The 25315-nt window shown below is 69.8% G+C and carries 22 protein-coding genes and 1 pseudogene; 7 read left to right on the top strand and 16 right to left on the bottom strand.

Annotation, left to right across the window (positions count from 1 at the left end; translation table 11 throughout):
- Position 1: 1 nt before the first annotated feature.
- The 3 genes from AB0436_RS09025 to AB0436_RS09015 are packed head-to-tail and all read right to left on the bottom strand — an operon-like array spanning position 2 to position 3717.
- Positions 2 to 970 (bottom strand): MerR family transcriptional regulator, encoded by a 969-nt coding sequence (locus AB0436_RS09025; protein WP_366467067.1) that lies wholly within the window; start codon positions 968 to 970, stop codon positions 2 to 4.
- A 48-nt stretch (positions 971 to 1018) separates the two neighbouring features.
- A complete protein-coding gene (locus tag AB0436_RS09020; RefSeq protein WP_366467066.1) occupies positions 1019 to 1954 on the bottom strand; it encodes a metal-dependent hydrolase in 936 nt (311 codons plus the stop codon).
- Positions 1951 to 3717 carry an SDR family oxidoreductase gene (locus tag AB0436_RS09015; protein ID WP_366467065.1) on the bottom strand — a complete coding sequence of 589 codons (1767 nt, stop codon included), beginning with the start codon at positions 3715 to 3717 and terminating at the stop codon, positions 1951 to 1953. Before AB0436_RS09015 ends, AB0436_RS09020 begins: the two co-directional genes overlap by 4 nt.
- Positions 3718 to 3985: 268 nt before the next feature.
- Here AB0436_RS09015 and AB0436_RS09010 point away from each other — a divergent pair, with 268 nt between their 5' ends.
- The 4 genes from AB0436_RS09010 to AB0436_RS08995 are packed head-to-tail and all read left to right on the top strand — an operon-like array spanning position 3986 to position 7498.
- Positions 3986 to 4975, top strand: coding sequence for an ABC transporter ATP-binding protein (locus AB0436_RS09010; protein WP_366467482.1), 990 nt, complete (start codon positions 3986 to 3988; stop codon positions 4973 to 4975).
- Complete coding sequence (locus AB0436_RS09005; RefSeq protein WP_366467064.1) at positions 4972 to 5853, top strand: ABC transporter permease; 882 nt, start codon at positions 4972 to 4974, stop codon at positions 5851 to 5853. Before AB0436_RS09010 ends, AB0436_RS09005 begins: the two co-directional genes overlap by 4 nt.
- Entirely contained in the window at positions 5850 to 6761 is a 912-nt protein-coding gene (locus tag AB0436_RS09000) for an ABC transporter ATP-binding protein (RefSeq protein ID WP_366467062.1), read from the top strand. The genes AB0436_RS09005 and AB0436_RS09000 overlap by 4 nt, the downstream gene beginning before the upstream one ends.
- A gap of 17 nt (positions 6762 to 6778) precedes the next feature.
- The gene (locus tag AB0436_RS08995) at positions 6779 to 7498 is read left to right on the top strand and encodes an ABC transporter permease (protein ID WP_365853851.1); all 720 of its coding nucleotides are present in this window, start codon (positions 6779 to 6781) and stop codon (positions 7496 to 7498) included.
- Positions 7499 to 7626: 128 nt separating this feature from the next.
- On the opposite strand, the pseudogene AB0436_RS08990 reads toward AB0436_RS08995, so the two are convergent.
- From AB0436_RS08990 to AB0436_RS08945, 10 genes and pseudogenes are all read right to left on the bottom strand, one after another.
- A pseudogene (locus AB0436_RS08990) lies at positions 7627 to 8238 on the bottom strand (hypothetical protein); the annotation flags it as partial.
- Positions 8239 to 8474: 236 nt separating this feature from the next.
- Positions 8475 to 9284, bottom strand: a complete 810-nt coding sequence (locus tag AB0436_RS08985; RefSeq protein ID WP_366467061.1) for an HAD family hydrolase — start codon at positions 9282 to 9284, stop codon at positions 8475 to 8477.
- Positions 9281 to 10558, bottom strand: coding sequence for a serine--tRNA ligase (serS, locus tag AB0436_RS08980; RefSeq protein WP_366467060.1), 1278 nt, complete (start codon positions 10556 to 10558; stop codon positions 9281 to 9283). The genes AB0436_RS08985 and serS overlap by 4 nt, the downstream gene beginning before the upstream one ends.
- A 535-nt stretch (positions 10559 to 11093) precedes the next feature.
- Positions 11094 to 12065, bottom strand: coding sequence for a prephenate dehydratase (gene pheA / locus AB0436_RS08975; protein WP_366467059.1), 972 nt, complete (start codon positions 12063 to 12065; stop codon positions 11094 to 11096).
- A gap of 30 nt (positions 12066 to 12095) precedes the next feature.
- Entirely contained in the window at positions 12096 to 13358 is a 1263-nt protein-coding gene (gene efeB / locus AB0436_RS08970; protein ID WP_366467057.1) for an iron uptake transporter deferrochelatase/peroxidase subunit, read from the bottom strand.
- 5 nt (positions 13359 to 13363) lie between these two features.
- Entirely contained in the window at positions 13364 to 15295 is a 1932-nt protein-coding gene (locus tag AB0436_RS08965) for a copper resistance protein CopC (protein ID WP_366467056.1), read from the bottom strand.
- Between the two features lie 12 nt (positions 15296 to 15307).
- Positions 15308 to 15763 (bottom strand): copper chaperone PCu(A)C, encoded by a 456-nt coding sequence (locus AB0436_RS08960; RefSeq protein ID WP_366467481.1) that lies wholly within the window; start codon positions 15761 to 15763, stop codon positions 15308 to 15310.
- Between the two features lie 29 nt (positions 15764 to 15792).
- Positions 15793 to 16491: an SCO family protein gene (locus AB0436_RS08955; protein WP_366467055.1), complete on the bottom strand. Its 699-nt coding sequence runs from the start codon at positions 16489 to 16491 to the stop codon at positions 15793 to 15795.
- 44 nt (positions 16492 to 16535) lie between these two features.
- Positions 16536 to 17273, bottom strand: a complete 738-nt coding sequence (locus tag AB0436_RS08950; RefSeq protein WP_366467054.1) for a YcnI family protein — start codon at positions 17271 to 17273, stop codon at positions 16536 to 16538.
- Positions 17274 to 17374: 101 nt separating this feature from the next.
- Positions 17375 to 18220, bottom strand: coding sequence for a hypothetical protein (locus tag AB0436_RS08945; protein WP_366467053.1), 846 nt, complete (start codon positions 18218 to 18220; stop codon positions 17375 to 17377).
- A 251-nt stretch (positions 18221 to 18471) separates the two neighbouring features.
- Between AB0436_RS08945 and AB0436_RS08940 the strand changes: the two genes are divergently transcribed.
- Positions 18472 to 18957, top strand: coding sequence for an ATP-binding protein (locus tag AB0436_RS08940; protein ID WP_366467052.1), 486 nt, complete (start codon positions 18472 to 18474; stop codon positions 18955 to 18957).
- A gap of 32 nt (positions 18958 to 18989) precedes the next feature.
- Here AB0436_RS08940 and AB0436_RS08935 read toward each other — a convergent pair whose 3' ends face one another.
- Together AB0436_RS08935 and AB0436_RS08930 are read right to left on the bottom strand one after the other, a co-directional pair.
- Complete coding sequence (locus tag AB0436_RS08935) at positions 18990 to 20465, bottom strand: aminopeptidase P family protein (protein WP_366467051.1); 1476 nt, start codon at positions 20463 to 20465, stop codon at positions 18990 to 18992.
- A gap of 175 nt (positions 20466 to 20640) precedes the next feature.
- Positions 20641 to 22182, bottom strand: coding sequence for a PP2C family protein-serine/threonine phosphatase (locus AB0436_RS08930; RefSeq protein WP_366467480.1), 1542 nt, complete (start codon positions 22180 to 22182; stop codon positions 20641 to 20643).
- A gap of 480 nt (positions 22183 to 22662) precedes the next feature.
- On the opposite strand from AB0436_RS08930, the gene AB0436_RS08925 reads away from it, so the two are divergent.
- A complete protein-coding gene (locus tag AB0436_RS08925; protein WP_366467050.1) occupies positions 22663 to 23370 on the top strand; it encodes a bifunctional DNA primase/polymerase in 708 nt (235 codons plus the stop codon).
- A gap of 142 nt (positions 23371 to 23512) precedes the next feature.
- Complete coding sequence (locus AB0436_RS08920) at positions 23513 to 24097, top strand: hypothetical protein (RefSeq protein WP_366467049.1); 585 nt, start codon at positions 23513 to 23515, stop codon at positions 24095 to 24097.
- A gap of 184 nt (positions 24098 to 24281) precedes the next feature.
- Here the strand turns inward: AB0436_RS08920 and AB0436_RS08915 are convergent, their stop codons facing one another.
- Entirely contained in the window at positions 24282 to 25241 is a 960-nt protein-coding gene (locus AB0436_RS08915) for a DUF5926 family protein (RefSeq protein WP_366467048.1), read from the bottom strand.
- Positions 25242 to 25315 lie beyond the last annotated feature (74 nt).

The raw sequence follows: 25315 nt of genomic DNA, 5'->3' as shown, positions 1-25315 counted from the left end.
GTCAACGCCCTTGGTGTGTCTTCGGGTCGTCGTCCCGGCTTCGGTGTCGAGACGCGGTCAGTGCGTCCAACGTCCTTGCCTGCAGCTCTCGTTCGGCCGCCGCGGTGATGAACGCTGCCGCGTTCTCCCGGCCGACCAATTCCTCGACCGCGCTCAGGGTGGCAGCGGCGACGGGTACCGCGGGCTCGCCGGAATGTGCCGGTGGGGGCTCGTGCATGAGGTGCTGCTGAAGGTGGAGAGTGGCGAACGTCCGCATGGCCCGGGCCAGTTCGGCGTCCACGCTCTGCTGGGCCAGCGGCCTCAGCCTGCGCACCAGCGAGGCCGCTTCGGCTGCTTCACCCTCGGTGGGCGGGGGGTGTCCGAGGTAACGGGCGAAGACGTGCTCGGTGGTGAATTCGAGGAAGCGGGAGGCGATGTGCTCCACCTGCCCGCGCAGCTCGCGCAGGTGACCGGTGATGGCCTGGAGCGGGACGCCGGCCGCATGCAGCTCCACGGCCACCGCGAGCTCCTGGGGACTGGGCACCAGAAATTCGTCGTCCCGGTCCGCGATGGGCTCCAGTACGCCCAGTGCCAGCGCATCGGCGACGGCGTCGTTGTCGGGTACACCGCCGAACCTCTCGTCCAGCTCGGCACGCGAGATGCGGGCGGGTTCCTCGTCCGTCCACGGGCCGCTGACCTCGGCGACCAGACCCAGCACCCCGCCGAGCCCGCGCCCCGTGTCCCAGGCCTCCAGCAGCTCCTTGATCGAGGCCAGGGTGTAACCGCGGTCGAGCAGATCGGCGATCTGGCGCAGCCGGGCCAGGTGGTCGTCGCCGTACACATTCGACCGGCCGCGCCGCTGCGGCCTGGGCAGCAGTCCGCGGTCCTGGTAGCCACGGATCGTACGGACCGTGGCTCCACTGCGATGCGCCAGGTCCTCGATCCGGTATTCGGCGCCCGTCTGCCGGGGCTCCGCTGTCTGGCCGGACACGCTCACTCCCTATGCTGCCGCGCCTGTCCCGGCGCTTCGGTGCCCCGCCTACGACAGAGCTGCCCGTCCGATCGCACCGGCCGCCGCCCGGGCGGCAGGCGAGACCGCGAGGTACTCGACCGCCTTGCGCAGTGAGCCCTCCTGCGAGGGATGGTACGACCGCTTGAAGTAGCGGGGGATCGCCGACCCCAGTTCGCCCCAGCGCGGCAGCAGCCCTTTCGCAACGGCTCTGTTGTGCTCGCGCAGCGTGTAGCGGAGCCGACCGCTGAGCTGAGGGTCGTGGCGCAGCAGATACGACGTGCCCCACACCCACAGCCACAGGAGCACCGGTGCGACGATGACCATCCCCTCGGCCCTCCGGGCGTACCGCGACAGCCCCGTGCCACCGCACTGCTGGTACATGTCGAAGGCCACCGACCGGTGTTCGACCTCCTCCGCACCGTGCCAGCGCAGCAGGTCCAGCATCACCTCGTCGGACCCCGCCAGGTCGAGGCCCTCCGCGCTCAGCACCCAGTCGCCGAGAACCGCGGTGAACTGCTCGATCGCGGCGACGACGGCGAGCCGGAAGCGAAGCCACTCCGGCTCCCGGACCGGTATCCCGAACGGCGGCTGCTCGCCGAGCAGCTTCTCGAAGAGATAGTCGACGTGCCGGGTGTACGGCTCAGTGGCGAGGTGCTGGGCCGCGAGGTGGTCGAGCACATGGGAGTGCTGCACGCTGTGCGTGGCTTCCTGGCCCATGAACCCCTTGACGTCCTTGAGCAGTCCTGGGTCCTTGACCAGGGGCAGGGCCTCCTTGAACACCTTCACGAACCAGCGCTCCCCCGCCGGGAGCAGCAGATGCAGCACGTTGATCACATGGGTGGCGGTCGGCTCGTCCGGAATCCAGTGCAGCGGGGTGCGCCCCCAGTCGAAGGAGACGCGGCGCGGGGCGATCACATACGTTTCGTCGGCCGGATCGGGCGTAATGGTCTTCCCGGTGCTCATAGCGGCGGCTCCAATCGGGCGATGGCACGAAGCGATGCCGGGGCGAAACGAGAGAGCAGCAGGGCGCCGCGGGCTTCGGGCGTGACCGGGACCACCGCCCGGTTCTGCACCACGGCGGCCAGGATCGCTTCGGCGACCTTCTCCGGCGGGTAGTTGCGCAGCCCGTAGAGCCGAGCCGTCTTCTTCTGCCGGCGCTTCTCCTCGTCCGCGGAGACCCCGGCGAAACGCGCGGTGGAGGTGATGTCGGTGTTGACGAAGCCGGGGCACATCGCGCTGACCCCGATCCCCTGACCGGCCAGCTCCGCCCGCAGGCAGGCGCTCAGCATCAGCACCGCCGCCTTGGACGTGGAGTAGGCGGGCAGTGCCCGCGAAGGCTGGTAGGCGGACGCGGAAGCGGTGTTGACGATGTGGCCGCCCTGCCCGCGGTCCGCCATCTGCTTGCCGAAGAGCCGACAGCCGTGGATGACGCCCCAGAGATTGACGTCGAGGACCTTCTGCCAGTCCTCGCTCGTGGTGTCGAAGAAGGATCCGGAGAGACCGATCCCGGCGTTGTTGACCAGGACGTCGACGATGCCGTACTCGGCGGCGACCTTCTCGGCGCATTTCTGCATCGCCCGTTCGTCGCTGACGTCCACCGCCTCTCCCCACGCATCGGGAGCACCGATCAGCCGTGCGGTCTCCGCCGTGCGCGCCGCCCCTTCGGCATCCCGGTCAACGGCCACGACCCGGGCCCCGGCCTCGGCGAACGACAAGGCGGTGGCCCGCCCGATGCCGCTGGCCGCGCCCGTCACCAGGACCAGCGCACCGGCGAATCGCGCCGCGTACTTTCCGGTCGGCGTGGGTCGACGCACCGGACCGGGGTCTTCGTGGGCGGTCACGAACTCGCCGATCCAGGCGGCCAACCGGTCCGGCCGGGTCCGTGGTACCCAGTGCTTGACCGGCAGCGTTCGCCGCGTCAGCTGCGGTACCCACTGCTCCAGTTCGTCGTACAGATGCTCCGAGAGGAAGGCGTCCCCGGTCGGCGTGATCAGCTGGACCGGTGCGTGCGCATAAGCGTCGGCACGGGGTCGGCGCAGCCGCGCGCGAACGTTGTCCCGGTAGAGCCAGGCACCGTGCGCGGCGTCCGTGGGCAGTGAGGCCGTCGGGTAGTCACCGGGGGGCAGCTTCTCGACGCGCTGGAGGATCTTCGGCCACCGCTTGCCGAGCGGCCCTCGCCAGGCGAGCTCCGGCAGCACCGGCGTGTGCAGCAGGTACACATACCAGGACTTGGCGCCCTGGCCGAGTAGTTGGCCCACCCGGCGCGGGGTGGGCCGGGACATCCGCTTCTTGATCCAGTGCCCGAAATGGTCGAGTGACGGTCCGGACACCGAGGTGAACGAGGCGATCCGGCCCTCGGTCCGGGACAGCGTCACGAACTCCCAGGACTGCACCGAACCCCAGTCGTGGCCGACCAGATGCACCGGCTTGCCGGGGCTCACCGCGTCCGCCACGGCCAGGAAGTCATCGGTCAGTTTCTCCAGGGTGAAACCACCGCGCAGCGGGGCCGGAGCCGTGGATCCGCCGTGGCCACGGACGTCGTACAGCACCACATGGAAGCGGGGTGCGAGCCGGGTGGCGACCTGGGCCCAGACCTCCTTGCTGTCCGGGTAGCCGTGCACCAGCAGCACGGTGGGCCGGCTCGGGTCCCCCAGCTCGGCGACACACAGGTCGACACCGCCGGTGCGCACCCGGCGCTCGCGGGCTCCTTCGATGGCCGTGCTCATGTGGCTCTCTCCTCTGCCCAGCGCCGCACACGTGCTCGTAACCTCACGCCGTAACCCTGCCATTGATGAATGTGACAATGACTGGCGGCTACGTCAAGGGGTCGGTCCGCGCCTGTGGACAACGGGTCCCGGCGCCGGCCGCCCCGAGGCCCGGGTCCTCCTCCCGTACCGGCCCCCTACGGGTCCGTACGCCTGGAGTCGGACAGGGATCCAGCCGCCTGGTCTGACGCTTCGATGTGGGGTGCGCCACTACCTTCGGAACGTGACTGTGATCGTGACCGAAAGCCTGAGCAAGCGGTTCCCACGGGTAACCGCGCTTGACCGGCTCTCCTTGGACATCGGACCCGGTGTGACCGGACTGGTGGGCGCCAACGGAGCCGGCAAGTCCACCCTGATCAAGATCCTGCTGGGTCTGTCCCCCGCCACGGAAGGCCGGGCCGCGGTGCTCGGGCTCGACGTCGCCACCAGCGGTGGCGAGATCCGTGAGCGCGTCGGGTACATGCCCGAGCACGACTGTCTGCCGCCGGATGTCTCGGCCACCGAGTTCGTCGTCCACATGGCACGGATGTCCGGGCTGCCGCCCACCGCGGCGCGTGAACGCACCGCGGACACCCTGCGCCATGTCGGCCTGTACGAGGAGCGGTACCGGCCCATCGGAGGCTATTCGACCGGCATGAAGCAGCGGGTGAAACTGGCGCAGGCGCTGGTCCACGACCCGCAGCTGGTGCTGCTCGACGAGCCGACCAACGGCCTCGACCCGGCCGGCCGTGACGACATGCTCGGCCTGATCCGCCGCATCCACACCGACTTCGGCATCTCCGTCCTGGTCACCTCGCACCTCCTCGGTGAGCTGGAGCGCACCTGCGACCACGTGGTCGTCATCGACGGCGGTTCGCTGCTGAGGTCCAGCTCCACCAGCGACTTCACCCAGAGCACCACCACGCTGGCGGTCGAGGTCACCGACTCCGACAACCACCCGGACGGCACCCACGCGCTGCGCGAGTCGCTGGCCGCGGCGGGGGTGACGCTGGCCGCGACCACCGAGGACGGTCTGCCGGGAGCCGGTCACATCCTGCTCGTCGAGGCCAAGGGCGAGGAGACCTACGACCTGGTCCGTGACACGGTCGCCGATCTGGGCCTCGGCCTGGTCCGGATGGAGCAGCGCCGGCACCACATCGCCGAGGTCTTCCACCCCGGTCAGCAGACGCAACAGACCCCGCAGACCCAGCAGACCCAGCAGGAGGTGCAGGCGCGATGAGTACCGAGACCAGTCAGATCCACAACATCGGATACCGCAAGTACGACGGCCCGCGCCTGGGACGTGCCTACGCCCGTCGCTCGCTCTTCTCGCAGTCCCTGCGCGGCGCGTACGGACTGGGCCGCTCGGCCAAGTCCAAGGTCCTCCCGATGATCCTCTTCGCGGTGATGTGCGTTCCCGCGGCGATCCTCGTGGCGGTCGCGGTGGCGACCAAGGCGAAGGACCTGCCCCTCGACTACACCCGCTACGCGATCGTCACCCAGGCTCTCATCGGCTTGTTCCTTGCCGCGCAGGCCCCGCAGTCGGTCTCCCGCGATCTGCGTTTCAAGTCCATCCCGCTGTACTTCTCACGGCCCATCGAGCGGGTCGACTACGTCGTAGCCAAGTTCGGCGCGCTGGCCTCGGCGCTCTTCGCCCTCACCGCGGCGCCGCTGGTGATCCTCTACGTCGGTGCGCTGCTCGCCAAACTCGACTTCGCCGACCAGACCAAGGGATTCGGCCAGGGACTGGTCTCGGTGGCGTTGCTCTCCGTGCTCTTCTCCGGTGTCGCCCTGGTGGTGGCCGCGCTCACCCCGCGCCGCGGGTTCGGTGTTGCCGCAGTCATCGCGGTACTGACCATCACCTACGGCGCCGTCTCCACGGTCCAGGCCATCGCCTTCGAACAGGGCTCGCCCGGCGCCGTGAAGTGGCTCGGACTCTTCTCGCCGATCACCCTGATCGACGGCCTGCAGACCGCCTTCCTCGGCGCCACCTCCTCCTTCCCCGGCGGAGTGGGCCCGGGAACCGGGGCCGGCGTCGTCTATCTGCTCGTCATTCTCGCGCTCGTCGCCGGCTCGTACGCCGTCCTGATGCGCCGCTACCGGAAGGTCGGGCTGTGACCACGATCAACATCGACCACACCTCGCGCTGGTTCGGCAATGTGGTCGCCGTCAACGACATCACCATGACCGTGGGCCCCGGCGTCACCGGTCTGCTCGGCCCCAACGGGGCGGGCAAGTCCACCCTCATCAACATGATGGGCGGCTTCCTCGCCCCCTCCACCGGCACTGTCACGCTCGACGGTGAACCGATCTGGCGCAACGAGTCCGTCTACCGCAAGATCGGCATCGTGCCCGAACGGGAAGGGATGTACGACTTCCTGACCGGGCGCGAGTTCGTCGTCGCCAACGCCGAACTGCACGGTCTGGACGAGCGCGCCGCTCAGCGGGCCCTCGCCACGGTCGAGATGGAGCAGGCGCAGGACCGCAAGATCTCGACCTACAGCAAGGGCATGCGCCAGCGCGTGAAGATGGCATCCGCCCTGGTCCACGACCCGAGCGTGCTGCTGCTCGACGAACCCTTCAACGGCATGGACCCCCGGCAGCGCATGCAGCTGATGGAGCTGCTGCGCCACATGGGAGCCGACGGCCGCACCGTTCTGTTCTCCTCGCACATCCTCGAGGAGGTCGAGCAACTGGCCTCGCACATCGAAGTGATCGTGGCGGGACGGCATGCCGCGTCCGGTGACTTCCGCAGGATCCGCCGTCTGATGACGGACCGCCCGCACCGCTATCTCGTACGCTCCAGCGACGATCGCGCCCTCGCCGCCGCGCTGATCGCCGACCCGTCGACCGCCGGTATCGAGGTCGACGTGACCGAGGGCGCACTGCGCATCCAGGCGGTCGACTTCGGCCGTTTCACGGCGCTGCTGCCGCGCGTCGCCCGTGAACACGGCGTCCGTCTCCTCACCGTCTCGCCCTCGGACGAGTCGCTCGAGTCGGTCTTCTCCTACCTCGTAGCGGCCTGAAAGGAGCTGTGACGTCCATGTACAACCCCACAGTCGCCCGGCTCACCTACCGGGCCCTGCTCGGCCGTCGCCGGGCCGCGATCCTGTTCGTACTGCCGGCCCTGCTGATCGTGATCGCCGCCGCGGTGCGCGCGTTCAGCGGCGCCGACGACCAGGTCGCCACCCATGTACTCGGCGGTTTCGCCATGGCGACCATGGTGCCGCTGATCGGTGTCATCGCGGGCACGGGTGCGATCGGCCCGGAGATCGACGACGGTTCGATCGTCTATCTGCTCGCCAAGCCGGTGAAACGCCCCACCATCATCTTCACGAAGCTCATCGTGGCGATCGCCGTGACGATGGCCTTCTCCGCCATCCCGACGTTCGTCGCCGGCATGATCCTCAACGGCAACGGGCAGCAGATCGCGGTCGCCTACACGGTCGCCTCGCTGGTCGCGTCGATCGCTTATGCCGCTGTCTTCCTGCTCCTGGGCACCGTCACCCGGCACGCGGTGGTCGCCGGTCTCGTCTACGCCCTGGTCTGGGAAACCCTCTTCGGCAGCCTGGTGCCGGGGGCGCGCACGCTCAGCATCCAGCAGTGGTCGCTGTCGCTGGCCGAGAAGATCGGCAACCCGGGCGCGATCAGCTCGGACGTCGGGCTGCCGCTGGCCGTGGTGCTGCTCGCCGGGGTCACGGTGCTGGCGACCTGGTACGCGGGACAGAAGCTGCGGCGCCTGACGCTCGCAGGCGAGGAGTGAGGCAGCCCCGGGGCCGGGTTTCCGGCCCCGGGGTTCGTGCACTCAGCGCCGGTGGTCACCGCGGCGCTGACGCGGTGTGCGCCGCAGTTGGCGTTTGATCTCCGCAACATCCTCGCCGAGATCCGCGACCGTACGCTCATCGCGCCGACGACCCGGTTGGTGGCGTCGAGCCGCTGGTCCAGCGCCTCCAGCCGCTGGGACATCCGGAGCAGCACCGGCCCCAGTTCCCGGAGCGCCGGGCCGACCTCGCCCATCGCCGACTCCAGCCGGGTGACCCGGTGGTCGAGGCCGTCGTAACGGGGGTCGAAGCCGGGGGCCGGCCGGTGTTGTGCCTCCGTGTCGAGGAGGTACGAGCGGACCCGCCGGGCGACTTCGCTGTCACGCAGCAGCATGGCGACGTTGAGGACGGTGCGGCGGGTGAAGAGCCGCAGCCCCGAGCGGGGCTGTGGATAACTTGCCGACGCGCTGGAATAGAGCGACAAGGTGTCGTTCTTAAATCGCTCCAGGTCAGAGCCTCGGAGGATTCGCATCCCGTTCTCGGTCAGCTCCGCGTGATGGCGGTCGGTCAACCTCCTGACGGTGGTTGTGGATACTTCGAGTTACTGTGCGACGTCCTCCGTACGGACGTGGATTCCGTCCGGCAGCAGGGCGAGGGCCTTGACCTTGTCCAGGACGTCGACGCGTTTCAGATGGTCCGCGCGCAGTGTGCGCGATTCGAGCAGGGCGATTTCGGATGGCATGGATGTGCCTGCCGTTCATGGTCAGTGGTGCATGACTCGGACGGCCCTCTCCCCGGGCTTCAGGGATGGAGGTCCGCTCATCTACGCCACTGGCTCCATGGCCGGCCCGGTCTACTCCGGAACCGGCATTCCTCTACTTCACATCAACTCGACGCCGCATACTCCAGTTGCCTCCACGCGTCCGGAACAACGACCGCATAGTCCTATGAGTCACGCACGCCGAGGGCGCGCAAGGCTCAGCCCCGCAGCAGCCGCTCCAGTACCACCGCGATGCCGTCGTCCTCGTTCGACGTGGTCACCTCGTCGGCCACGGACTTGAGCTCGTCGTGTGCGTTGGCCATCGCCACCCCGTGCGCCGCCCAGCCGAACATCGGGATGTCGTTCGGCATGTCCCCGAACGCGATCGTTTCCGCGGCCCTGAGCTTCAGCCGGCGGGCCGCCAGCGAGAGGCCGGTCGCCTTGCTCAGGCCCAGCGGCAGGATCTCCACCACACCGGCGCCCGCCATCACCACGTCCACCAGATTGCCCACGGCCTGCCGTGCGACCTGCGCCAGTGCGTCGTCACTCATCTCGGGGTGCTGGATGTAGACCTTGTTCAGCGGCGAGGACCAGAGCTCGGCCCGGTCGTCGAAGGGCAGCACGGGCAGCGGGCCCTCCTGGACATAGCCCGCACCCACCAGGACCTCGCCCTCCAGACCATCGCGGCTCGCGGCCAGGGCGAGCGGTCCGACCTCGGCCTCGATCTTGGCGAGCGCGAGCGCCGCCAGCTGCCGGTCCAGCGTCACCGATGTGAGCAGCCGGTGTTCCCCCGCGTGATAGAGCTGCGCACCCTGCGCGCAGACCGCGAGACCCCGGTAACCCAGGTCGTCGAGGATGTGCCGGGTCCAGGGGACGGCCCGCCCGGTGACGACGATGTGCGCGGCGCCCGCCGCGGTGGCCGCGGCGAGCGCGTCGCGCGTGCGCTCCGAGACCGATCCGTCACCGCGCAGCAGCGTGCCGTCGAGGTCGGTGGCGACGAGCCGGTAGGGGAGGGCGGGGACGGTCACTTGGACGTGGGCTCCAGGAGTTCCCTGCCGCCGAGGTAGGGGCGCAGCACCGGCGGGACCCGCACCGAGCCGTCGGCGAGCTGGTGGTTCTCCAGGATCGCCACGATGGTGCGCGGCACCGCACAGAGCGTGCCGTTCAGCGTCGCCAGCGGCTGGACCTTCTTGCCCTCGCGCATCCGGACCGACAGGCGGCGGGCCTGGAACCCGTCACAGTTCGAGGCGGAAGTCAGCTCGCGGTACTTGCCCTGGGTGGGAATCCACGCCTCGCAGTCGAACTTCCGCGAGGCGGACGCCCCGAGATCGCCGGTCGCCACGTCGATCACCTGGAACGGCAGCTCAAGAGCCGTCAGCCACTGCTTCTCCCACTCGAGCAGTCGCTGGTGCTCGGCCTGCGCGTCCTCGGGGTGGACGTACGAGAACATCTCGACCTTGTCGAACTGGTGCACCCGGAAGATGCCCCGGGTGTCCTTGCCGTACGTGCCGGCCTCCCGGCGGTAGCACGGCGAGAAGCCGGCGTACCGCAGCGGCAGCTGGTCCGCGTCGAGGATCTCGTCCATGTGGTAGGCGGCGAGCGGTACTTCGGAGGTGCCGACCAGGTAGTAGTCGTCCTTCTCCAAGTGGTAGACGTTCTCGGCGGCCTGGCCGAGGAATCCGGTGCCTTCCATGGCGCGCGGACGGACCAGGGCCGGCGTCAGCATCGGGACGAACCCGGCCTCGGTGGCCTGCGCGATGGCCGCGTTGACCAGCGCGAGTTCCAGCAGGGCGCCGATCCCGGTCAAGTAGTAGAAACGCGAGCCCGAGACCTTCGCGCCGCGTTCCATGTCGATGGCGCTCAGCGCCTCGCCGAGCTCCAGGTGGTCCTTGGGGCTGAAGCCCTCGGCCCCGAAGTCGCGGATCGTGCCGTGCGTCTCCAGGACGGTGAAGTCCTCCTCGCCGCCGACCGGGACGTCGGGGTGCACCAGGTTGCCCAGCTGGAGCAGCAGGCGCTTGGTCTCCTCCTCCGCCTCGTTCTGCTCGGCGTCGGCTGCCTTGACGGCGGCCGAGAGCTGTCCGGTCTTCTTCAGCAGCTCGGTCTTCTCGTCACCGGAAGCCTTGGGGATCAGCTTGCCGAGCGACTTCTGCTCGGAGCGGAGTTCGTCGAAGCGGGTCCCGGACGACCTGCGCCGCTCGTCGGCGGAGAGCAGGGCGTCGACGAGGGCGACGTCCTCTCCACGGGCGCGCTGGGAGGCGCGAACACGGTCGGGGTCCTCACGGAGCAGGCGAAGGTCAATCACCCCACCAGGCTACCGGTGCCTGCTTCGGCCTCTCGACTCGATATGCATTCGCCCGGCGTTTTGTCCCAATTGACGTTATATAGGGGCAATGCAGGCAGAATTATCGCGAGCATGCCCCCTCAAACAGCAGCCGCCTCGGACGGGCGCCGCGGTAGGCGCCGGGGCGGCCCCCGCCCGGCCCTCCAGGGACTTGTGTTCTGTTATCCACAGGAATCCGCTAACGCGATAAGTTATCCACAGGCTGTGTGGAAGATCTGTGGATGAAGAAGTGGATCATTTTTCGGGCTGGATGAAAGGGACGGATTCTCCGGCAAACCTGACTCGCGCACTCATTCGGGTGGGAATTGACCGATTCAAAGAGTTGATCAACGCGATTGAGGGGCGCCAGACCTGTCGCCCCGGGCCGGAACTGTCGTCGCTGAGCCGATTTGTCGACCCAATTCCCTCCCGCTGTCGACTTGTCCCCAGGCAGGGAGCGATGCCTGTGGATAACTCAACGGCTGGACAGGAACCCGCAGGGGGACGAGCGACCGGCTCAGACCCGGCCGTCCTGGCTGCGGGCCAGCCAGTCCGAAGCCTCCTGGAACTCCGCGTCCGACGTTCCGGGCCGTCGCACCGATGCGTCCGCTGCTCCTCTCGCCGGACCACTCTCTGCTCCGCCCGCCGTCCCGCTTCCGGCACGCGGATACGAGCCCAGGAACCGCACCTGCGGGCAGCTCCGCTTCAGCCCCATCAAGGCCTCCCCCATCCGGCGGTCGGCGATATGACCCTCGGCGTCGATGGCGAAGCAGTAGTTGCCGATGCCCTCGCCGGTCGGACGTGACTGCAGCAGCATCAGGTTGACGCCGCGCACCGCGAACTCCTGCAGGATCTCGAGCAGCGCCCCCGGATGGTCGTCGCGCTGCCAGACCACCACTGACGTCTTGTCCGCCCCGGTAGGTGCGGACGGGCGCGCGGGCCGTCCCACCAGTACGAAGCGCGTCTCGGCGTTCTGCGCGTCATGGATCTCGGTGATCAGCGGTACGAGGCCGTAGGTCGCGGCCGCGAACTCGCCGGCGAAGGCCGCGTCGTAGCGCCCCTCCTGGACCAGGCGTGCGCCGTCCGCGTTGGAGGCAGCCGACTCCCACAGGGCCCCGGGGAGGTGTGCGCGCAGCCAGTTCCGGACCTGCGGCTGGGCGACCGGGTGCCCGGTCACCGTCTTCACGTCGGAGAGCTCGGTCCCCGGCCGTACCAGCAGTGCGAAGGTGATGGGCAGCAGCACCTCGCGGTAGATGGTCAGCGGTTCGCCGCCGGCGAGTTCGTCGAGGGTCGCGGTGACACCGCCCTCCACGGAGTTCTCGATCGGGACGAGCGCTGCCGCGGCCTCCCCGTTCCGTACGGCATCCAGTGCGGCCGGTACGGACACCATCGGGACGAGTTCACGGGTTGCGGCCTCGGGGAGGGTACGCAGCGCGGCCTCGGTGAATGTGCCTTCGGGGCCCAGGTAGGTGAAGCGTGTGGCTGACATACGGTCACCCTAATGCGCCTTCCGGTGGGGTCAGGCGCCTTCCAGCAGGCGCTGTCCGACGTATTCGCCGGGCCCCGGCGCCCCGGGTACAGCGAAGAGTCCGCTGGCCTCATGGCGCAGGAAAGGGGACAGCGCGTCGCCGCGGTCCAGCTTCCGCTGCACCGGCACGAAGCCACGCAGGGGGTCCGCCTGCCAGCAGACGAAGAGCAGTCCGGCGTCCGGCGTCCCGTCGGCGCCGATCCCGTCGTGATACGAGAATCCGCGCCGCAGCAGCGCGGCTCCGCCGTTCTGTTCGGGGGCCGAGATCCGGGCGTGGGCGTTGTCCGGGATCACCAGTTTGCCGTCGTGGCCGAACTTCTCGAGGTCCATGGCGGTCGTCTCGGTGCCGCCGGTCAGGGGGGCGCCGTCCTTCTTGCGCCGCCCGATGATCTTCTCCTGATGGGTGAGGGGCAGCTTCTCCCAGTCGTCCAGGAGCATCCGGATCCGCCGGACGATCGCGTACGAGCCGCCGGCCATCCACTTCGGCTGTGCGGAAGTGCCCTCGCCGCCGTCCGCCGGGACGAAGATCCGCCGTTCGAAGTCGTCGTCGGAGGGTCGGGGATTGCCCGTTCCGTCGATCTGGCCCATCAGGTTGCGTACGGTCTTCGGCGCCGCTGTCGCACCGGGCGTGCGGTTGAAGCCGGTCATCTGCCAGCGCACCCGCGCCGTGGAGCCGGCGTCGTTCTGCAGGGCGCGCAGCGCGTGGAAGGCGACCAGCGGATCGTTCGCCCCGATCTGCAGCCAGAGGTCGCCGTTGCTCCTCCGGGGGTCCAGATGGTCGGACGAGAAGTCCGGCAGCGGATCGAGCTGGGAGGGACGCTGCGCAGCCAGGCCGGTGCGGTCGAAGAAGGTCCGTCCGAAGCCGAAGGTGACGGTGAGGGACGAGGGACCGGCGTCGAGTGCGATGTCGGTGTCGTGGTCGGCCGGTTCGCCCGCCATCATCTTCTGCGCGCTCGCCGACCAGCGCCGCAGCAGCGCGGCGGCCCCGCCGCGTCCGGCACCGGCCGCCAGGTCGAAGGCGATCAGGTACCCGGTGGACTGCAACGGTGTGGTGATGCCTGCCTGGGGGGTGGTGCGGCGGGAGCCCCCGGTGGAGCGGAAGGCGACCTCGGTCGAGCCGACCGTGGTCAGGGCGGCGGGGTCCGCTTCGGTGGCGGCGTGTGCGGCGGCGCCGCCCGCGGCGCCCACCACCAGGCCGCCCGCGCCCACAGCGCCGGCGGTGGAGAGCAGTCGCCTCCTGGAGATGTCGTTCATGCTGGTCAGCCGATCTTCACAGTCTTGTTCACGGTGGTCTCGTCGATGTCGGAGGTGCGCACGGTGACGGCGATGTCCCAGTTGCCCGCCATCGGGATCTGGATGCCGGTCGCTCCCCAGTGCCCGGTGAAGAGGTGGTCGGGGACGACGGGCAGCGGCCCGATCTTCTTGGCCTCGAGGGTCAGCGCGATTTTGACCTCCGGGATGTCGTAGGGCTTGCCCGAGGCGTTGTTCACATACAGATGCAGGTCGTTGCTGCCGCTGCGGCCAGGACTGAGTTCCAGGGCGACGGTGCCCTTGCCCTTGGAGCCGCCGGTGTCGAAGGGCAGGGAGATGTTCACCGGGCCCGACGGCACGGTGGCCGCCGCCGATGTGGCGCGGCCCGCCTCCTCCTCGGTCCTGGCGGGTTCCGTGGTGGTGAGGACGGTGGTCACGGCGAGCAGCACCACGGCCACTCCCGCCTCGGCGAACACCGACTTGCGCAGCCCGGTGCGGTGCGGATCGGCGTTGCGGATCCGCTTCTCCCGGACGGCAGACCTGGCGGCCCGCTGGCGGGCGAGCTGGGCGGCGCGCCGCGGATCGGGCGGTACGGTCACCGGTTCGTCGCTGCCCGCCCGGTCGGTGTCGTCCGCGGTGACGTCCTGCACCAGGGAGGTCTCCGACAACTGCGCGGTCCAGCGCCGGGAGAAGAAGGCGATGCACAGGGCCACCGCGACCAGGCCGACCTTCACCAGGAGCAGTCGGCCGTAATCGGTGGTGAGCAGCGCCGACCAGGATCCGACCTGCCGCCAGGCCTGGTAGAGGCCTGTCGCGGCCAGCGTGCAGACGGCGCCGAAGGCGATCCGGGAGAAACGCTGCACGGCGGCGCGTTCGATGGCCGGTGACCGGAAGAGCGCGACCAGCAGAGCGGTGAGTCCGCCGAGCCAGCCGGCGACGGCGAGCAGGTGAACGATGTCGACGGGCATCGCGATGCCGGGCTGGATGCCGACCGAGGCGTGCTCGGTGAGGGCCCAGGTGGCTGCGATGCCGGCGGCGACCACCGCGCCGCCGACGGCGAGTCCGAAGGTGAGGTCCTTCTTCTCCTTCGCCGCTGCCTCCGCTGCTTCCGGCTCCGCGTCGGGGGGCGCGTCCCGTTTGGCGTACGCCCCGAAGAGGACGGCGACGAAGAGAGCGGCGGCGCCCAGCAGCAGCAGCCTGGAGACGAGTGAGGCGCCCGCCTTGGTCTGCAGGACCGCCTTGAGAGCGCTCAGATCGAGGGCGTCGGAGAGGTGGCCCGATCCGGTGTACGGGGCCCTGAGCAGCAGGAGCACCAGGGTGGCCGCGGTCAGCGTGAGCCAGCCGCGGACGACGAGCTTCTGCAGCGGTTGTTCGCTCGCGCCGCGCTGCCAGCAGGCGAGGATGAAGGCGGCGCCGCCGACGAGCACGATGAATCCGGCATAGGCGGCGTACCGCGCGGTCCCGTAGAGGACGCCGACGAGTCCGCCGCCGACGTTCTCCCCGGTGGGGGAGACGCTGGTCCTGGACGGGGCGCCGATGGAGAAGGTGAAGGCGCCGGACACCGGGTGGCTGTCGGCGGAGATGGCCTGCCAGGCGACGGTGTACGTGCCGTTGGCGAGGCCGGGGCGCAGATCGACGCCGTAGGTGACGGCGCCGCCCTTGGACAGGTCGCGGAGTTGGGCGGTGTCGGCGCGTTTGCCGTGCGGGTCGAGGACGCGGATGGACTTGTCGTCCATGGCGACCTGTTCGGAGAAGGTGAGGGCGACGTCGTCGGGGGCCTGCGCGACCACCGCCCCGTCACTCGGGTTGCTGCCGAGCAGCGCCGCGTGCGCGGATGCGGGGGCGGCCGCGGCGAACAGTGCGCCGAGGAGTGCCACCGCGACGAGCAGCAGACGTGCGAGCGGGAGACCGAAGCGGGGTGGGGCGGTGATCACCTTCATGGATGTCAGTCCTTATCCGTGCTTCGGGTTGTAGGTGGGCTCCTTGACGGGAAGTTCGGCCTTCAGCGTGCCGCCCTTCTCGAAGTGCAGCTGGACAGCTACTTTCTCGCCGGGCTCGGGCTGCTTCTTGAGGCCCATGAACATGAGGTGGTTTCCCCCGCGTTCCAGGTCCAGTTCGCCATGGGCGGGGACCGGGAGCGAGGTGACCTCCCGCATCTGCTGGTTCTTGGTGGTGTGCAGGGTGATGTTGTCGGAGAGGCCGCTGGTGACGGAGGTGAGCCGGTCCGCGGTGGATCCGCTGTTGGCCACGGTGACGAATCCGGCCGCCATGCCGCTGCCGCGGACGGGTTCGGGCATGAAGGACTCGGTGACCTTCAGCTCGGGCTTGCCGTCGGCGGAGGCGGAGGCAGATGCGGAACCGCTGGACGACGAGCACCCGGCCAGGGCCAGGGCCGCGGTGGCGGCCATGGCACAGGTGAGGGCCGCGGAGCGGTGTATCACGGAGTCTCCCCCTTGATGATCTTGGGGAGGTCCTTGGTGTAGTTCTGCACGCTGGTGTCCTCGCCGTACAGCAGGTAGCCCTTGTTCGTCTTCGGAGAGAAGGCGATGACCTGGGCTCCGTGCATCGAGACGATCGTGCCGTCCTTCTCCTTCTCCGTCGGGGAGATCCCGATGCCGATCGACCGGGCGCCGGCCTGGATGGTCTTGAAGTCGCCGGTGAGGCCGATGAAGGACGGGTCCTGGGCCTTCAGCCACTTGCCGAGTTCGGACGGGGTGTCACGGCCCGGGTCGGTGGTGACGAAGACGACCTGGAGCTTGTCCTGCTCCGCCTTGGGCAGTGCCTTCTTGGCGATGGCGATGTTGCCCATGGTCAGCGGGCAGATGTCCGGGCAGTGCGTGTAGCCGAAGTAGATCAGCGTCGGCTTGCCCTTGGTCCGCTCGCGGAAGTCGAACTTCTTGCCGTGGGTGTCGGTCAGTACGAAGTCTGGCTTGGTGAACGGCGTGTCGAGCACCGTCGCGGCCTGCGTCTTGGCAGAGGCCGAGACGTCGGCGACGGGGCTCTTGCCCGAGCTGCCGCTGTCGTCAGCGCCGCAAGCGGTGAGAGAACAGGCCGCCGCCACCGCGAGGGCGGCGGCCAGCAGGGCCTTCTTGCGCGTGCTGTGCTTATGGGTGCTGTGCTTGTGCGTGCTGTGCATGGAGGAACGTCCCAGTTGCTGTGGGTGGGGGTGGTGCGCGGCGGTCAGACGGCGCGACGACGACCGGCGAGCAACCCGAAGGCCACCCCCGCCACGCCGATCACGATGCCGATGATGCCGAGAACACGGGCGGTGTTGTCACTCGTGCCGTCAGCGGACGACGCGGTGTCCGGCGTGCTGCTCCTGTCACCGGCCGACTTGCCCGACGAGGCCGTGTCCGAGGCAGCACTGGTGCTGCCGCCCGTGTCGGCCGCCGCGGTCAGTTTGAGTACCGGCGCCGGGTTCTCGGGCTCTTCGGCGCCGGGCTTCTGCTCCTCGATCCACCGCACGACCTCCTTGTTGGAGTAGGTCTGCAGTGCCTTGAAGGTCAACTGGTCGGTGTCGGTGGGCAGCTGGCCGACGGAGAGCGGGAACTGCTCGAACTCACCCGGTTTGATCTTCCCGCCGGTCCAGGTGACCTTGGAGACCGCCTTGTCGATCTTCTTGCCGTGGATGGTCAGCGGCTTGGCGAGCTTGGACGTGGTGACCTCGGCGTGCCAGCCGGGGACGGGCTGCACCGAAACCGAGGCGAGCGGGTGGTCGGTGGGGAAGTGGACCTCGACCTCGGTCGTCGATGCGTTGTCGCGCTCGTTGGGGACCTTGAAGTCGATGACGGCGTATCCGCCCTTGGCGGCCGCGCCCTCCGGCTGGACGGTGACATGCGCGAAGGCGGTACCCGATACCAGCAGGACGGTAGTGGCGGCGACACCGCCGACCACGGCGATACGACGGGTGATGCTCATACGGAACACACTCCACGGTGCGATAGAGAAGGGTGGCAGCCCGCGCACCGGTGCGCACGGGCAGCACGACACCGCTCCGTGAACGCGCGGGCGGCGCCGTGTCAGGCTGCGAGTACGTATACGGGCGGCGGCCCGCGTCTGATCACCGTGTGCTGAAGTGCCCGGCCGACGCTGGAGCGGGGGGCGGAAAGTGGTGTGTACCCGGCGCGCGGCTGCCGGGCGGGCGCGCCGGGAAGCCCCGCGCGCAGGGCGCGCACCAGCGCGAGCGCGGCGCGCAGACTCCTGACCAGTGCGCCCTCGGCAACGCCCTGCGACAGTCGGCTCAGCCGGAGGAGGGCGGTTTCTCCGCGGCGCAGCAGCCAACCGGTGATCAGCGCGGCGAGCAGATGACCGAGCACCATGGACAGTGTGGGCAGCATCACGGTGCAGGTCGGAGCCGCGGCTATCCGGTGCGGTGTGGCCGCGGAGGCCGCCGAGGGATCAAGGCCGGCCGCGGTGACGATGTGGTGGGCCCGGGCCAGGCTGAGCGGGGCGCTGCCGGCGCCGCAGACGAGCTTTCCGGCGAGTGCCAGCAGCGCGGACCGGTCGGCGGCCGGGTGCCCGGCGGCCGCGGATGGCCCGAGGAGGTTCATGCCGCTCATCGACCCCATGGACCCCATCGCGCCCATGGCCGCCGAACTCTGCTGGCTGAGCCCGAAAAGGGTGTGCAGGCCGAGCTGTCCGACGGTCAGCGCGGCGGCGATGGTCGGCAGGGAGCGCCGGCGTCCGGCCAGGGGTGCGGCCAGCACGAAAAGCCCGAAGAATCCCAGCGTCAGCGACCACCAGGGCACCGGGGCTCCGGAGGCCAGCGCATGTCCCACTCCGGCCAGCACGACGCAGACCGCGGTGAACACCGCGGTCCTCAGTAGCCGTGGACCGGCTGCTGCGCGTACGGCAGAGGTAAACATGGCCGGGCCATCATCGCACCGGTCCGATGGCCTCCATACGGCAGGTCCGAAAGGTCACCTTCCGTCCCACGCGTTTCGGACATCCGGCGGGTTCACGGGTCCGCACCCTCCACCGGCTCTACCGGCCATATACCGGCGCCCGAGCCGCCCGCGTCCGCCGAATGAGCGCTATCACATCAACTGGGCGCTTACAACGCCGGTCTTGCGGCAATAGGTATCCGTATGTCGAGCCGCAGCCAGGAGGCTGGTCCATGAGCATCTGGTGGTCTCTTCATTTGCGGCGCGAAGCCGCGAGCGTTCCCCTCGCACGTCGTCTTCTGCTCGGCGCGATGGAGACCGCGGGCGTCGACCCGGAGATCTCTTTCGATCTGTCGGTCGCGCTCAGCGAGGCCTGTGCGAACGCGGTGGAGCACGGGGGATACGAGGAGCCGGGCACCGCCCCCGGGTCGGCGGCCAAGGGTTTCCGGGTGACCGCGTTTCTGGACGGCGAGCGATGCCGTATCGAGGTCACCGACTCCGGGCCGGGTTTTCCGGTACGGCGGGGGCGCCGCGCCGCCGCGCAACAGATCCGCAGGCAGCCCTCGGCTTCGGCCTCGGCAGAGAACGGCCGGGGACTCGGGCTGATCGAGGAGCTCGCCGACCATGTCGATTTCCGCAACCGGCCCGGCCGGGGCGCGATGGTGCGCTTCGACAAGGTCCTGAAGTGGCGCGAGGACGCGCTGCTCGGCGCGGGCTGAGCAGCGCGTCCCCGTGGCGGGTTTGCCGGTGCTCAGGCCTGCTTGACCGCAGCCATCCAGGCCTCGATCTCGTCGGACCGGCGGGGCAGCGCCGCCGAGAGGTTCCGGTTGCCGTCCTCGGTGACGACGATGTCGTCCTCGATACGGACACCGATGCCGCGGTACTCCGCGGGCACCGTGAGGTCGTCGGCCTGGAAGTACAGCCCCGGCTCGACCGTCAGGCACATGCCCGGTTCGAGGGTGCCGTTGACGTAGGCCTCGGTGCGGGCCGCCGCGCAGTCGTGGACGTCGAGGCCCAGCATGTGGCCGGTGCCGTGCAGGGTCCAGCGGCGCTGCAGGCCGAGTTCCAGCACCCGCTCCACGGGCCCCTCGACCAGGCCCCACTCGACGAGCCTCTCGGCGAGCACCCGCTGCGCCGCGTCGTGGAAGTCGCGGTAGGCGGCGCCCGGCTTGACCGCGGCGATACCGGCTTCCTGGGCTTCGTAGACCGCGTCGTAGATCTTGCGCTGCAGGTCGCTGAAGTGTCCGTCGATGGGAAGCGTGCGGGTGACGTCGGCGGTGTAGAGGGTGTGGGTCTCCACGCCCGCGTCGAGCAGCAGCAGCTCGCCGGGGCGGACGTCGCCGTCGTTGCGCACCCAGTGCAGGGTGGTGGCGTGCGGGCCCGCGGCGCAGATGGAGCCGTAGCCGATGTCGTTGCCCTCGACGCGGGCGCGCAGGAAGAAGGTGCCCTCGATGTAGCGCTCGGAGGTGGCTTCGGCCTTGTCGAGGATCTTCACGACGTCCGTGAAGCCGCGGACGGTGGAGTCGACGGCCTTCTGCAGTTCGCCGATCTCGAAGTCGTCCTTGACCGCGCGGGCCTCGGACAGGTGTACGCGGAGTTCCTCGTCGCGTTCCGCGGTGACCTTGTCGGTCAGCGCGGCTTCGATGACGGCGTCGTGGCCCCGCACGTTGCGGACCGGTCCGGTGGCCCCGGTGAGGGCGGCGGGCAGCTCGCGGACGTCCTTCGCCGGGATGCCGAGGAGTTGCCCGGCCTCGGTGAGGGAGTGCCTGCGGCCGACCCACAGCTCGCCCTGGCCGTCCAGCCAGAACTCGCCGTTCTCCCGGTCGGAGCGCGGCAGCAGATAGATCGTCGCCAGGTGTCCGTCGTCGGTCGGCTCCAGGACGAGGACACCGTCCTGCGTCTGGTCGCCGGTCAGGTAGGCGTATTCGGTGGAGGCCCGGAAGGCGTATTCGGTGTCATTGGAGCGGGTCTTGAGCCGGCCGGCGGGGATCACCAGACGCTCGCCGGGGAAACGCGCGGAGAGTGCGGCGCGCCGCTCGGCGGTGCGGTCCGCCTGCGGGATCGGCCGCAGGTCGTGCAGTTCGGTGTCGGCCCAGCCGGACTTCATGTTCGCGGCGAGCTCGTCGGAGACGCCCGGGTACAGGCCGTTCTTCCGCTGCTTGATGGGCTCTGTCTCTTCGGGGTTCTCCGGGGTCGCCGGGTTCTCCGGGGTGAGCTCCTCTGACACGTTCTCTCCTTGGTACGACACAGGCCTTGGTGCGGCACGGGCCGTGATACGACGCTGGACCGTCTTCATCGTACGTCTGTACGGAAGGGGGCCCAGGGCCGAAAGGCCTCTTACCGCGGCGCGGCCCGGGTCAGGAGCGCTAGGTCCTGCCCGGCCGATCTCTGCCGGGCAGGACCTAACCGAAGCGAGCCGCGAGGATCACCACGTCCTCCGGGTCCTCCGTGCCGTCGAGGCCGGCCGGCAGCATGCTCCGCAGTACGTGCTCGGCGATGGCCGCCGGGTCGTCGCGCAGCGCCCGCGGCACATCGACAGCGGCCGCGTGGAGCCGCGCGAAGGCCCGGTCCATGGGGTCGCCCGTGCGGCGCAGCAGTCCGTCGGTGCACAGCAGCACCGTTTCTCCGGGGTCGGCGGAGAATTCCACACTCGGCGCCTCCCAGCAGGCGAGCATGCCCAGCGGCGCCGACAGTGAGGTCTCGACGAATTCGGTGCGGCGCTCACCGATGATCAGCGGTGGGGTGTGGCCGGCACCGGCCAGCACGATCTTGCGCTGGGCGGGCTCGCAGTAGGCGAAGAGCGCGGTCGCCGAGCGGGCCGGTTCGGTCAGCCGGAGCAGGAGCTCCAGATCGGAGAGCACGGCGACCGGATCCTCGCCCTCCATCACGGCGTAGGCGCGCAGACCGGCCCGCAGCCGGCCCATCGCGGCCATCGCGCCCGGGCCCGAGCCGGTGACCGAACCGACCGCCAGGCCGAGCGCTCCCTCGGGCAGCGGAAGGGCGTCGTACCAGTCGCCACCGCCGGAGGTGCCGGTGCGGTGGCAGGCGGCGAGCTGGACGCCGGGCACCCGGGGCAGCCGGCTCGGCAGCAGCTCCTCGGCGATGGCCGCCATCCGGGCGCGGGCCCGGTGCAGTTCGACGAGCCGGGCGAGATGTTCGCCGGCATAGCGCGCGTAGAGCCCGATGAGACGGCGCTGGCGGTCCACGGGCGCGGCCGGCTCGTCGTAGAACCAGACGGCCGCGCCGAGCAGCCCGGCGGCGGTGGCCAGGGGGATGGCATAACTGGCCGCGTAGCCGAGGCGGGCGGCGACCTCGTGGTGGCGGGGATCGAGTTTCTTGTCGGCGAGCAGGTCGGGGGTGGCGACGCCCTCGCTGATGCCCTCGGGAGTCGTGGTGCCCGCGGCCTCACCGTTCAGCATCCGGCCGTACGAGGTGGCGCTGCGCGGCACGGTTTCCAGGTGGCCCAGTTCGGCGTGGGCCAGTCCGAGCCCGACCGTGGCCGTGGGGCCGTGCTTGCCGGCCGGGTCTTCGGGGCCGGTGGTGTCCGCCGGTTCCAGTATCACCAGGCCGCGGCCGGCGCCCACGAGCGCGGCGCCGGCTCGTAGCAGCTCCTGCAGCGCCTCGTCCAGCGCTGAGGTGGCGGCCAGTCGTTCGGTGAGTTCATGGAGGGTCGTGAGGTCGAAGACCCAGCCGGCCAGCCGGTCCTGAATCATGGCAACCGGGGCACCGACCGGGGCGGGGGTGGCAGTGGAAGGCGCCGCATTGTGCGCGGGGGCCGGCACAGCAGAATCGATTCCAGCCACTTTCGGCAGGTGAGGTGCGCTCATGGCAGCCGACTTTCTGACCGGTGCGTCTCGCTCAATAGCATCGCAAACCCCCAAGCCGTGTTGCGCGGCTACCCATAGATCCACATGTACACGCAGAAGTAAGGGGATGTCCAGCATTGTCCTGGCGGGGTTCCTGGTGTCCATGCGATAGTTGTGTGGGCACCATTAGACAACCAACTTGGCTGGAAAATGTCCCCCCGTGCAGCTATTTGATGTCGACTGAAGTCGTTCGGCAGAGCGTCATAGCGAGTGCGGTGGGTACGTAGTCGATGATGGCCAGGGCAGTTGATGCAGCCCCGGAACCTGGCGGCAGACCTGAGCGTCCTCACCGCTGAAGGTCGCGCCACACCCCGCACGGCGGGGTTCGCACAGTGGATTCGCACGACAGTGGATTCGCACGGTGGAACAGCACGGACAGCACGGGGCGAGTACGCGCCAGTCGCGCCACCCCTCGCCCTGCTCGAGCAAATGAACTCGGACCAGGCTCCGCTCTGCTGGTGATCCACACCGCAGGCCCAGAGTGCGCGTACGCACAGTGATGTGTCGCACGCATGGCGCGATGTGGACCCCGGCCTCAACGGAAAGGAACGAGCGCTCATGCGCGAGATCCCCGGAAGGCGACGCGGGCTCCGGTTCCGGCGCAGTGGGAGGCACGCCCAGCTGGAAGCGGCGCTGACCTGCGCCACGAGCTGGCAATGGCCGGTACTCCCCGGCGTGGGGCACACCGCCCCCGGTGCCAGGGGCTGCGGCTGCCCCAATCCCGACTGCGTCGTACCCGGCGCACATCCCTTCGACCCCGAACTGCTCGCGGCGACCACCGATGAGCGGATGGTGCGCTGGTGGTGGACCAACCGCCCCGGCGCGCCGCTGATCATGGCCACCGGCGGCCGGGCGCCCTGCGCGGTCAGTCTTCCCGCCGTCGCGGGTGCCCGCGCCCTGGTGGCTCTCGACCAGATGGACGTACGGCTCGGCCCGGTCGTGGCCACCCCCACCCGCTGGTCGCTGCTGGTGGCCCCGTACTCCCTGGAGCGGCTCGGCGAAATGCTGCACGCCAAGGACTGGGTGCCGAGCTCGCTGCGTTTCCACGGCGACGGCGGCTATCTGGCGCTGCCGCCCTCCGAGACCGGCAGCGGCCCGGTCTGGTGGGAGCGGGGCCCCGGCCCGAGCTCCCGGTCCAGTTCGGCAGCTCAGGGCTCCGCAACCGGTGCGGCCGCGCCCTGGCTGCCGGATGTCGGAGCGGTGGTGGACGCGCTGGTCGAGGCGAGCACCGGGGCTCCCGGCGGTGGCAGCAGACTCGCCTACTGACGGGATGCGGCACGGCCGGCTCACTCGTACGGGTTGAGCCCGCGGCTGTTCTGCGGGAATCGGGCGCGCGGTCGACCGCGCGCCCGCTTTCGGCGGATATCTTCGCCCCATCGTTCGGAGCAGCCGACAGGTGGACCGCGTCATGAACCTTCGCACGACCGGACTCGCCGCCATGGTGGTCCTCGTCGTCATGCTCCCGGCGGCAGCCGCCGCCGGCCCGGCCACCGGTCTCTTCGCCCGCCCCGCCCCGTCCGGAGAGTCCGTCTCGTCCGGCGCCGATGGGGCGGGCACCCGGGAGCGGTCCGCGGTTGTGTCCGGAACACGTACCTCCGCGGCGGCTTCCGGCGCACTCCCGCACACCGCGGCAGTGTGCGGGCCCGAGGTGACGTCACCGGACGGGATCGAGGCGCAGACCTGCGTGCTGACCGCACGGAACGAAGCCGGCCTCCCGGGAGCAACCTGGGCGCGCACCTATTACCGCAATGAGACCGGCGCGCAACTGGATTCCGTATTGGTTCTCCTCGCGCCCGGCGGCCGAACCCTGGAAATGCACTGCGTGATCGGTACGGAGGACGAGCCGGGGACCTGCGAGACCCCGCGCGATGCGGTACGCGGAAAGCCGGCCCGGTACACGGCGGTGGCGGAGTTCGCGCGGGCGGTCGACGGCGGGGACGGCCCGCTGCTGCTCCGTTCCGGAAGCAACTCGCCGGTGCTGAAGGGCCATTGACGGGCCGGGGCAAAGAAAGGCCCGGCCGTTGGCGACGGGGGATGCACCAACGACCGGGCTTCTAGAACGGTAACAAGAGATCGGCGGTTCGCAAATTCGATCTCACGTATTCGGACAGCGATTTTCCTGCGGCCGCAGGGGGTTGTGACCGGATTCACCTACCTCCCCACCTGCGCCGTCACTCTCAGCTGAGCGTCACCTGACGATTGGTGAGGCCACCACGCGCCCGGCGCTCCTCAGGGGTGAGCGGGGAGTCATCAGCGAGCGCCGTGGCCAGCCGTTCGGCGAACTCGGCCGCCGGCTTCTCGCACTCCGCGGCGCCCATGGCACTCGGCAGGTCCCACACCGGCACGGTCAGCCCGTGCGCCCGGAAGGAACCGACCAGCCGGGTGCCGACACCGAGCGAGGAGGAACCCGCCGCCTGCAGTCGGGCGAGGGCGTCCAGCAGTTGCTCCTCGGGGTGCGGCATGACCCAGCGCAGGTGGTTCTTCTCCGGAGTCTCGCACCAGTAGGCCGCGTCGGCCGAGGCGAGCTTCACGGTGGGGATGGCGGCGTCGTTCGCCCGCTCCAGGGAAGCGGTGACCTCGGGTGTGGCGTTCTTCGAGTCCGGTACCCAGAATTCGAAGCCGGGGTGCACGACCGGTTCGAAGGCCGCACCGGGATCCAGCAGATCCTGCAGTCGCGGGCCGTCCGCGGCTGCCTTCTGCGCGGTGACCGGGGTGCCGGGCACGGCCGTCAGCGCCCGCTGCAGCGTGTCGGCCAGATCCCGGCTCAGGTCGCCGGACGGCGTGTCGTTCTGCAGACCCAGCAGCACGGAGCCGTCGTCGCGGCGCAGCGCGGGCCACGCCATCGGCAGCACGGTCGCCAGCTTCACGGACGGCACGCCTTCGGGCAGCCCGCCCTTCAGGGTCAGCTCGACCGTCGCCGCCGGCACCAGCTCGCGCAGGGCGACCCAGTCGCCCTCGCCGGTCAGTCCCTCGAACGGCCGCTGGATCAGCTCGGTCACGGCATGCGCCGCGGCCCGTCCGTGGCAGGCCTTGTAACGGCGGCCGGAGCCACACGGACAGGGTTCACGTGCCCCTACCACCGGAACTTCTCCGCCGGTGGCCTGCGGGGCCTTCGTCTGGGGACGCTTCTTCGCCATGGTGCGGCTCTCTCCCGACTGCGCTGATGCTGTGTCGGCGCGAGCCTATGGGATCTCCGGCCGGTCGTGCCCGG

The sequence above is a fragment of the Streptomyces sp. NPDC051322 genome, from assembly GCF_040689485.1.
Lineage (GTDB): Bacteria > Actinomycetota > Actinomycetes > Streptomycetales > Streptomycetaceae > Streptomyces.
This window is presented reverse-complemented; position numbering and strand designations above follow the sequence as displayed.

Bases quoted from the DNA above. Each gene is read 5' to 3' on its own strand.
- AB0436_RS09020 (WP_366467066.1), bottom strand. From the start codon at position 1,954: ATGAGCACCGGGAAGACCATTACGCCCGATCCGGCCGACGAAACGTAT.
- AB0436_RS09015 (WP_366467065.1), bottom strand. From the start codon at position 3,717: ATGAGCACGGCCATCGAAGGAGCCCGCGAGCGCCGGGTGCGCACCGGC.
- AB0436_RS09005 (WP_366467064.1), top strand. From the start codon at position 4,972: ATGAGTACCGAGACCAGTCAGATCCACAACATCGGATACCGCAAGTAC.
- AB0436_RS08995 (WP_365853851.1), top strand. From the start codon at position 6,779: ATGTACAACCCCACAGTCGCCCGGCTCACCTACCGGGCCCTGCTCGGC.
- pheA (WP_366467059.1), bottom strand. From the start codon at position 12,065: ATGTCAGCCACACGCTTCACCTACCTGGGCCCCGAAGGCACATTCACC.
- efeB (WP_366467057.1), bottom strand. From the start codon at position 13,358: ATGAACGACATCTCCAGGAGGCGACTGCTCTCCACCGCCGGCGCTGTG.
- AB0436_RS08965 (WP_366467056.1), bottom strand. From the start codon at position 15,295: ATGAAGGTGATCACCGCCCCACCCCGCTTCGGTCTCCCGCTCGCACGT.
- AB0436_RS08960 (WP_366467481.1), bottom strand. From the start codon at position 15,763: ATGGCCGCCACCGCGGCCCTGGCCCTGGCCGGGTGCTCGTCGTCCAGC.
- AB0436_RS08955 (WP_366467055.1), bottom strand. From the start codon at position 16,491: ATGCACAGCACGCACAAGCACAGCACCCATAAGCACAGCACGCGCAAG.
- AB0436_RS08950 (WP_366467054.1), bottom strand. From the start codon at position 17,273: ATGAGCATCACCCGTCGTATCGCCGTGGTCGGCGGTGTCGCCGCCACT.
- AB0436_RS08945 (WP_366467053.1), bottom strand. From the start codon at position 18,220: ATGTTTACCTCTGCCGTACGCGCAGCAGCCGGTCCACGGCTACTGAGG.
- AB0436_RS08940 (WP_366467052.1), top strand. From the start codon at position 18,472: ATGAGCATCTGGTGGTCTCTTCATTTGCGGCGCGAAGCCGCGAGCGTT.
- AB0436_RS08930 (WP_366467480.1), bottom strand. From the start codon at position 22,182: ATGCTGGACATCCCCTTACTTCTGCGTGTACATGTGGATCTATGGGTA.
- AB0436_RS08925 (WP_366467050.1), top strand. From the start codon at position 22,663: ATGCGCGAGATCCCCGGAAGGCGACGCGGGCTCCGGTTCCGGCGCAGT.
- AB0436_RS08920 (WP_366467049.1), top strand. From the start codon at position 23,513: ATGAACCTTCGCACGACCGGACTCGCCGCCATGGTGGTCCTCGTCGTC.
- AB0436_RS08915 (WP_366467048.1), bottom strand. From the start codon at position 25,241: ATGGCGAAGAAGCGTCCCCAGACGAAGGCCCCGCAGGCCACCGGCGGA.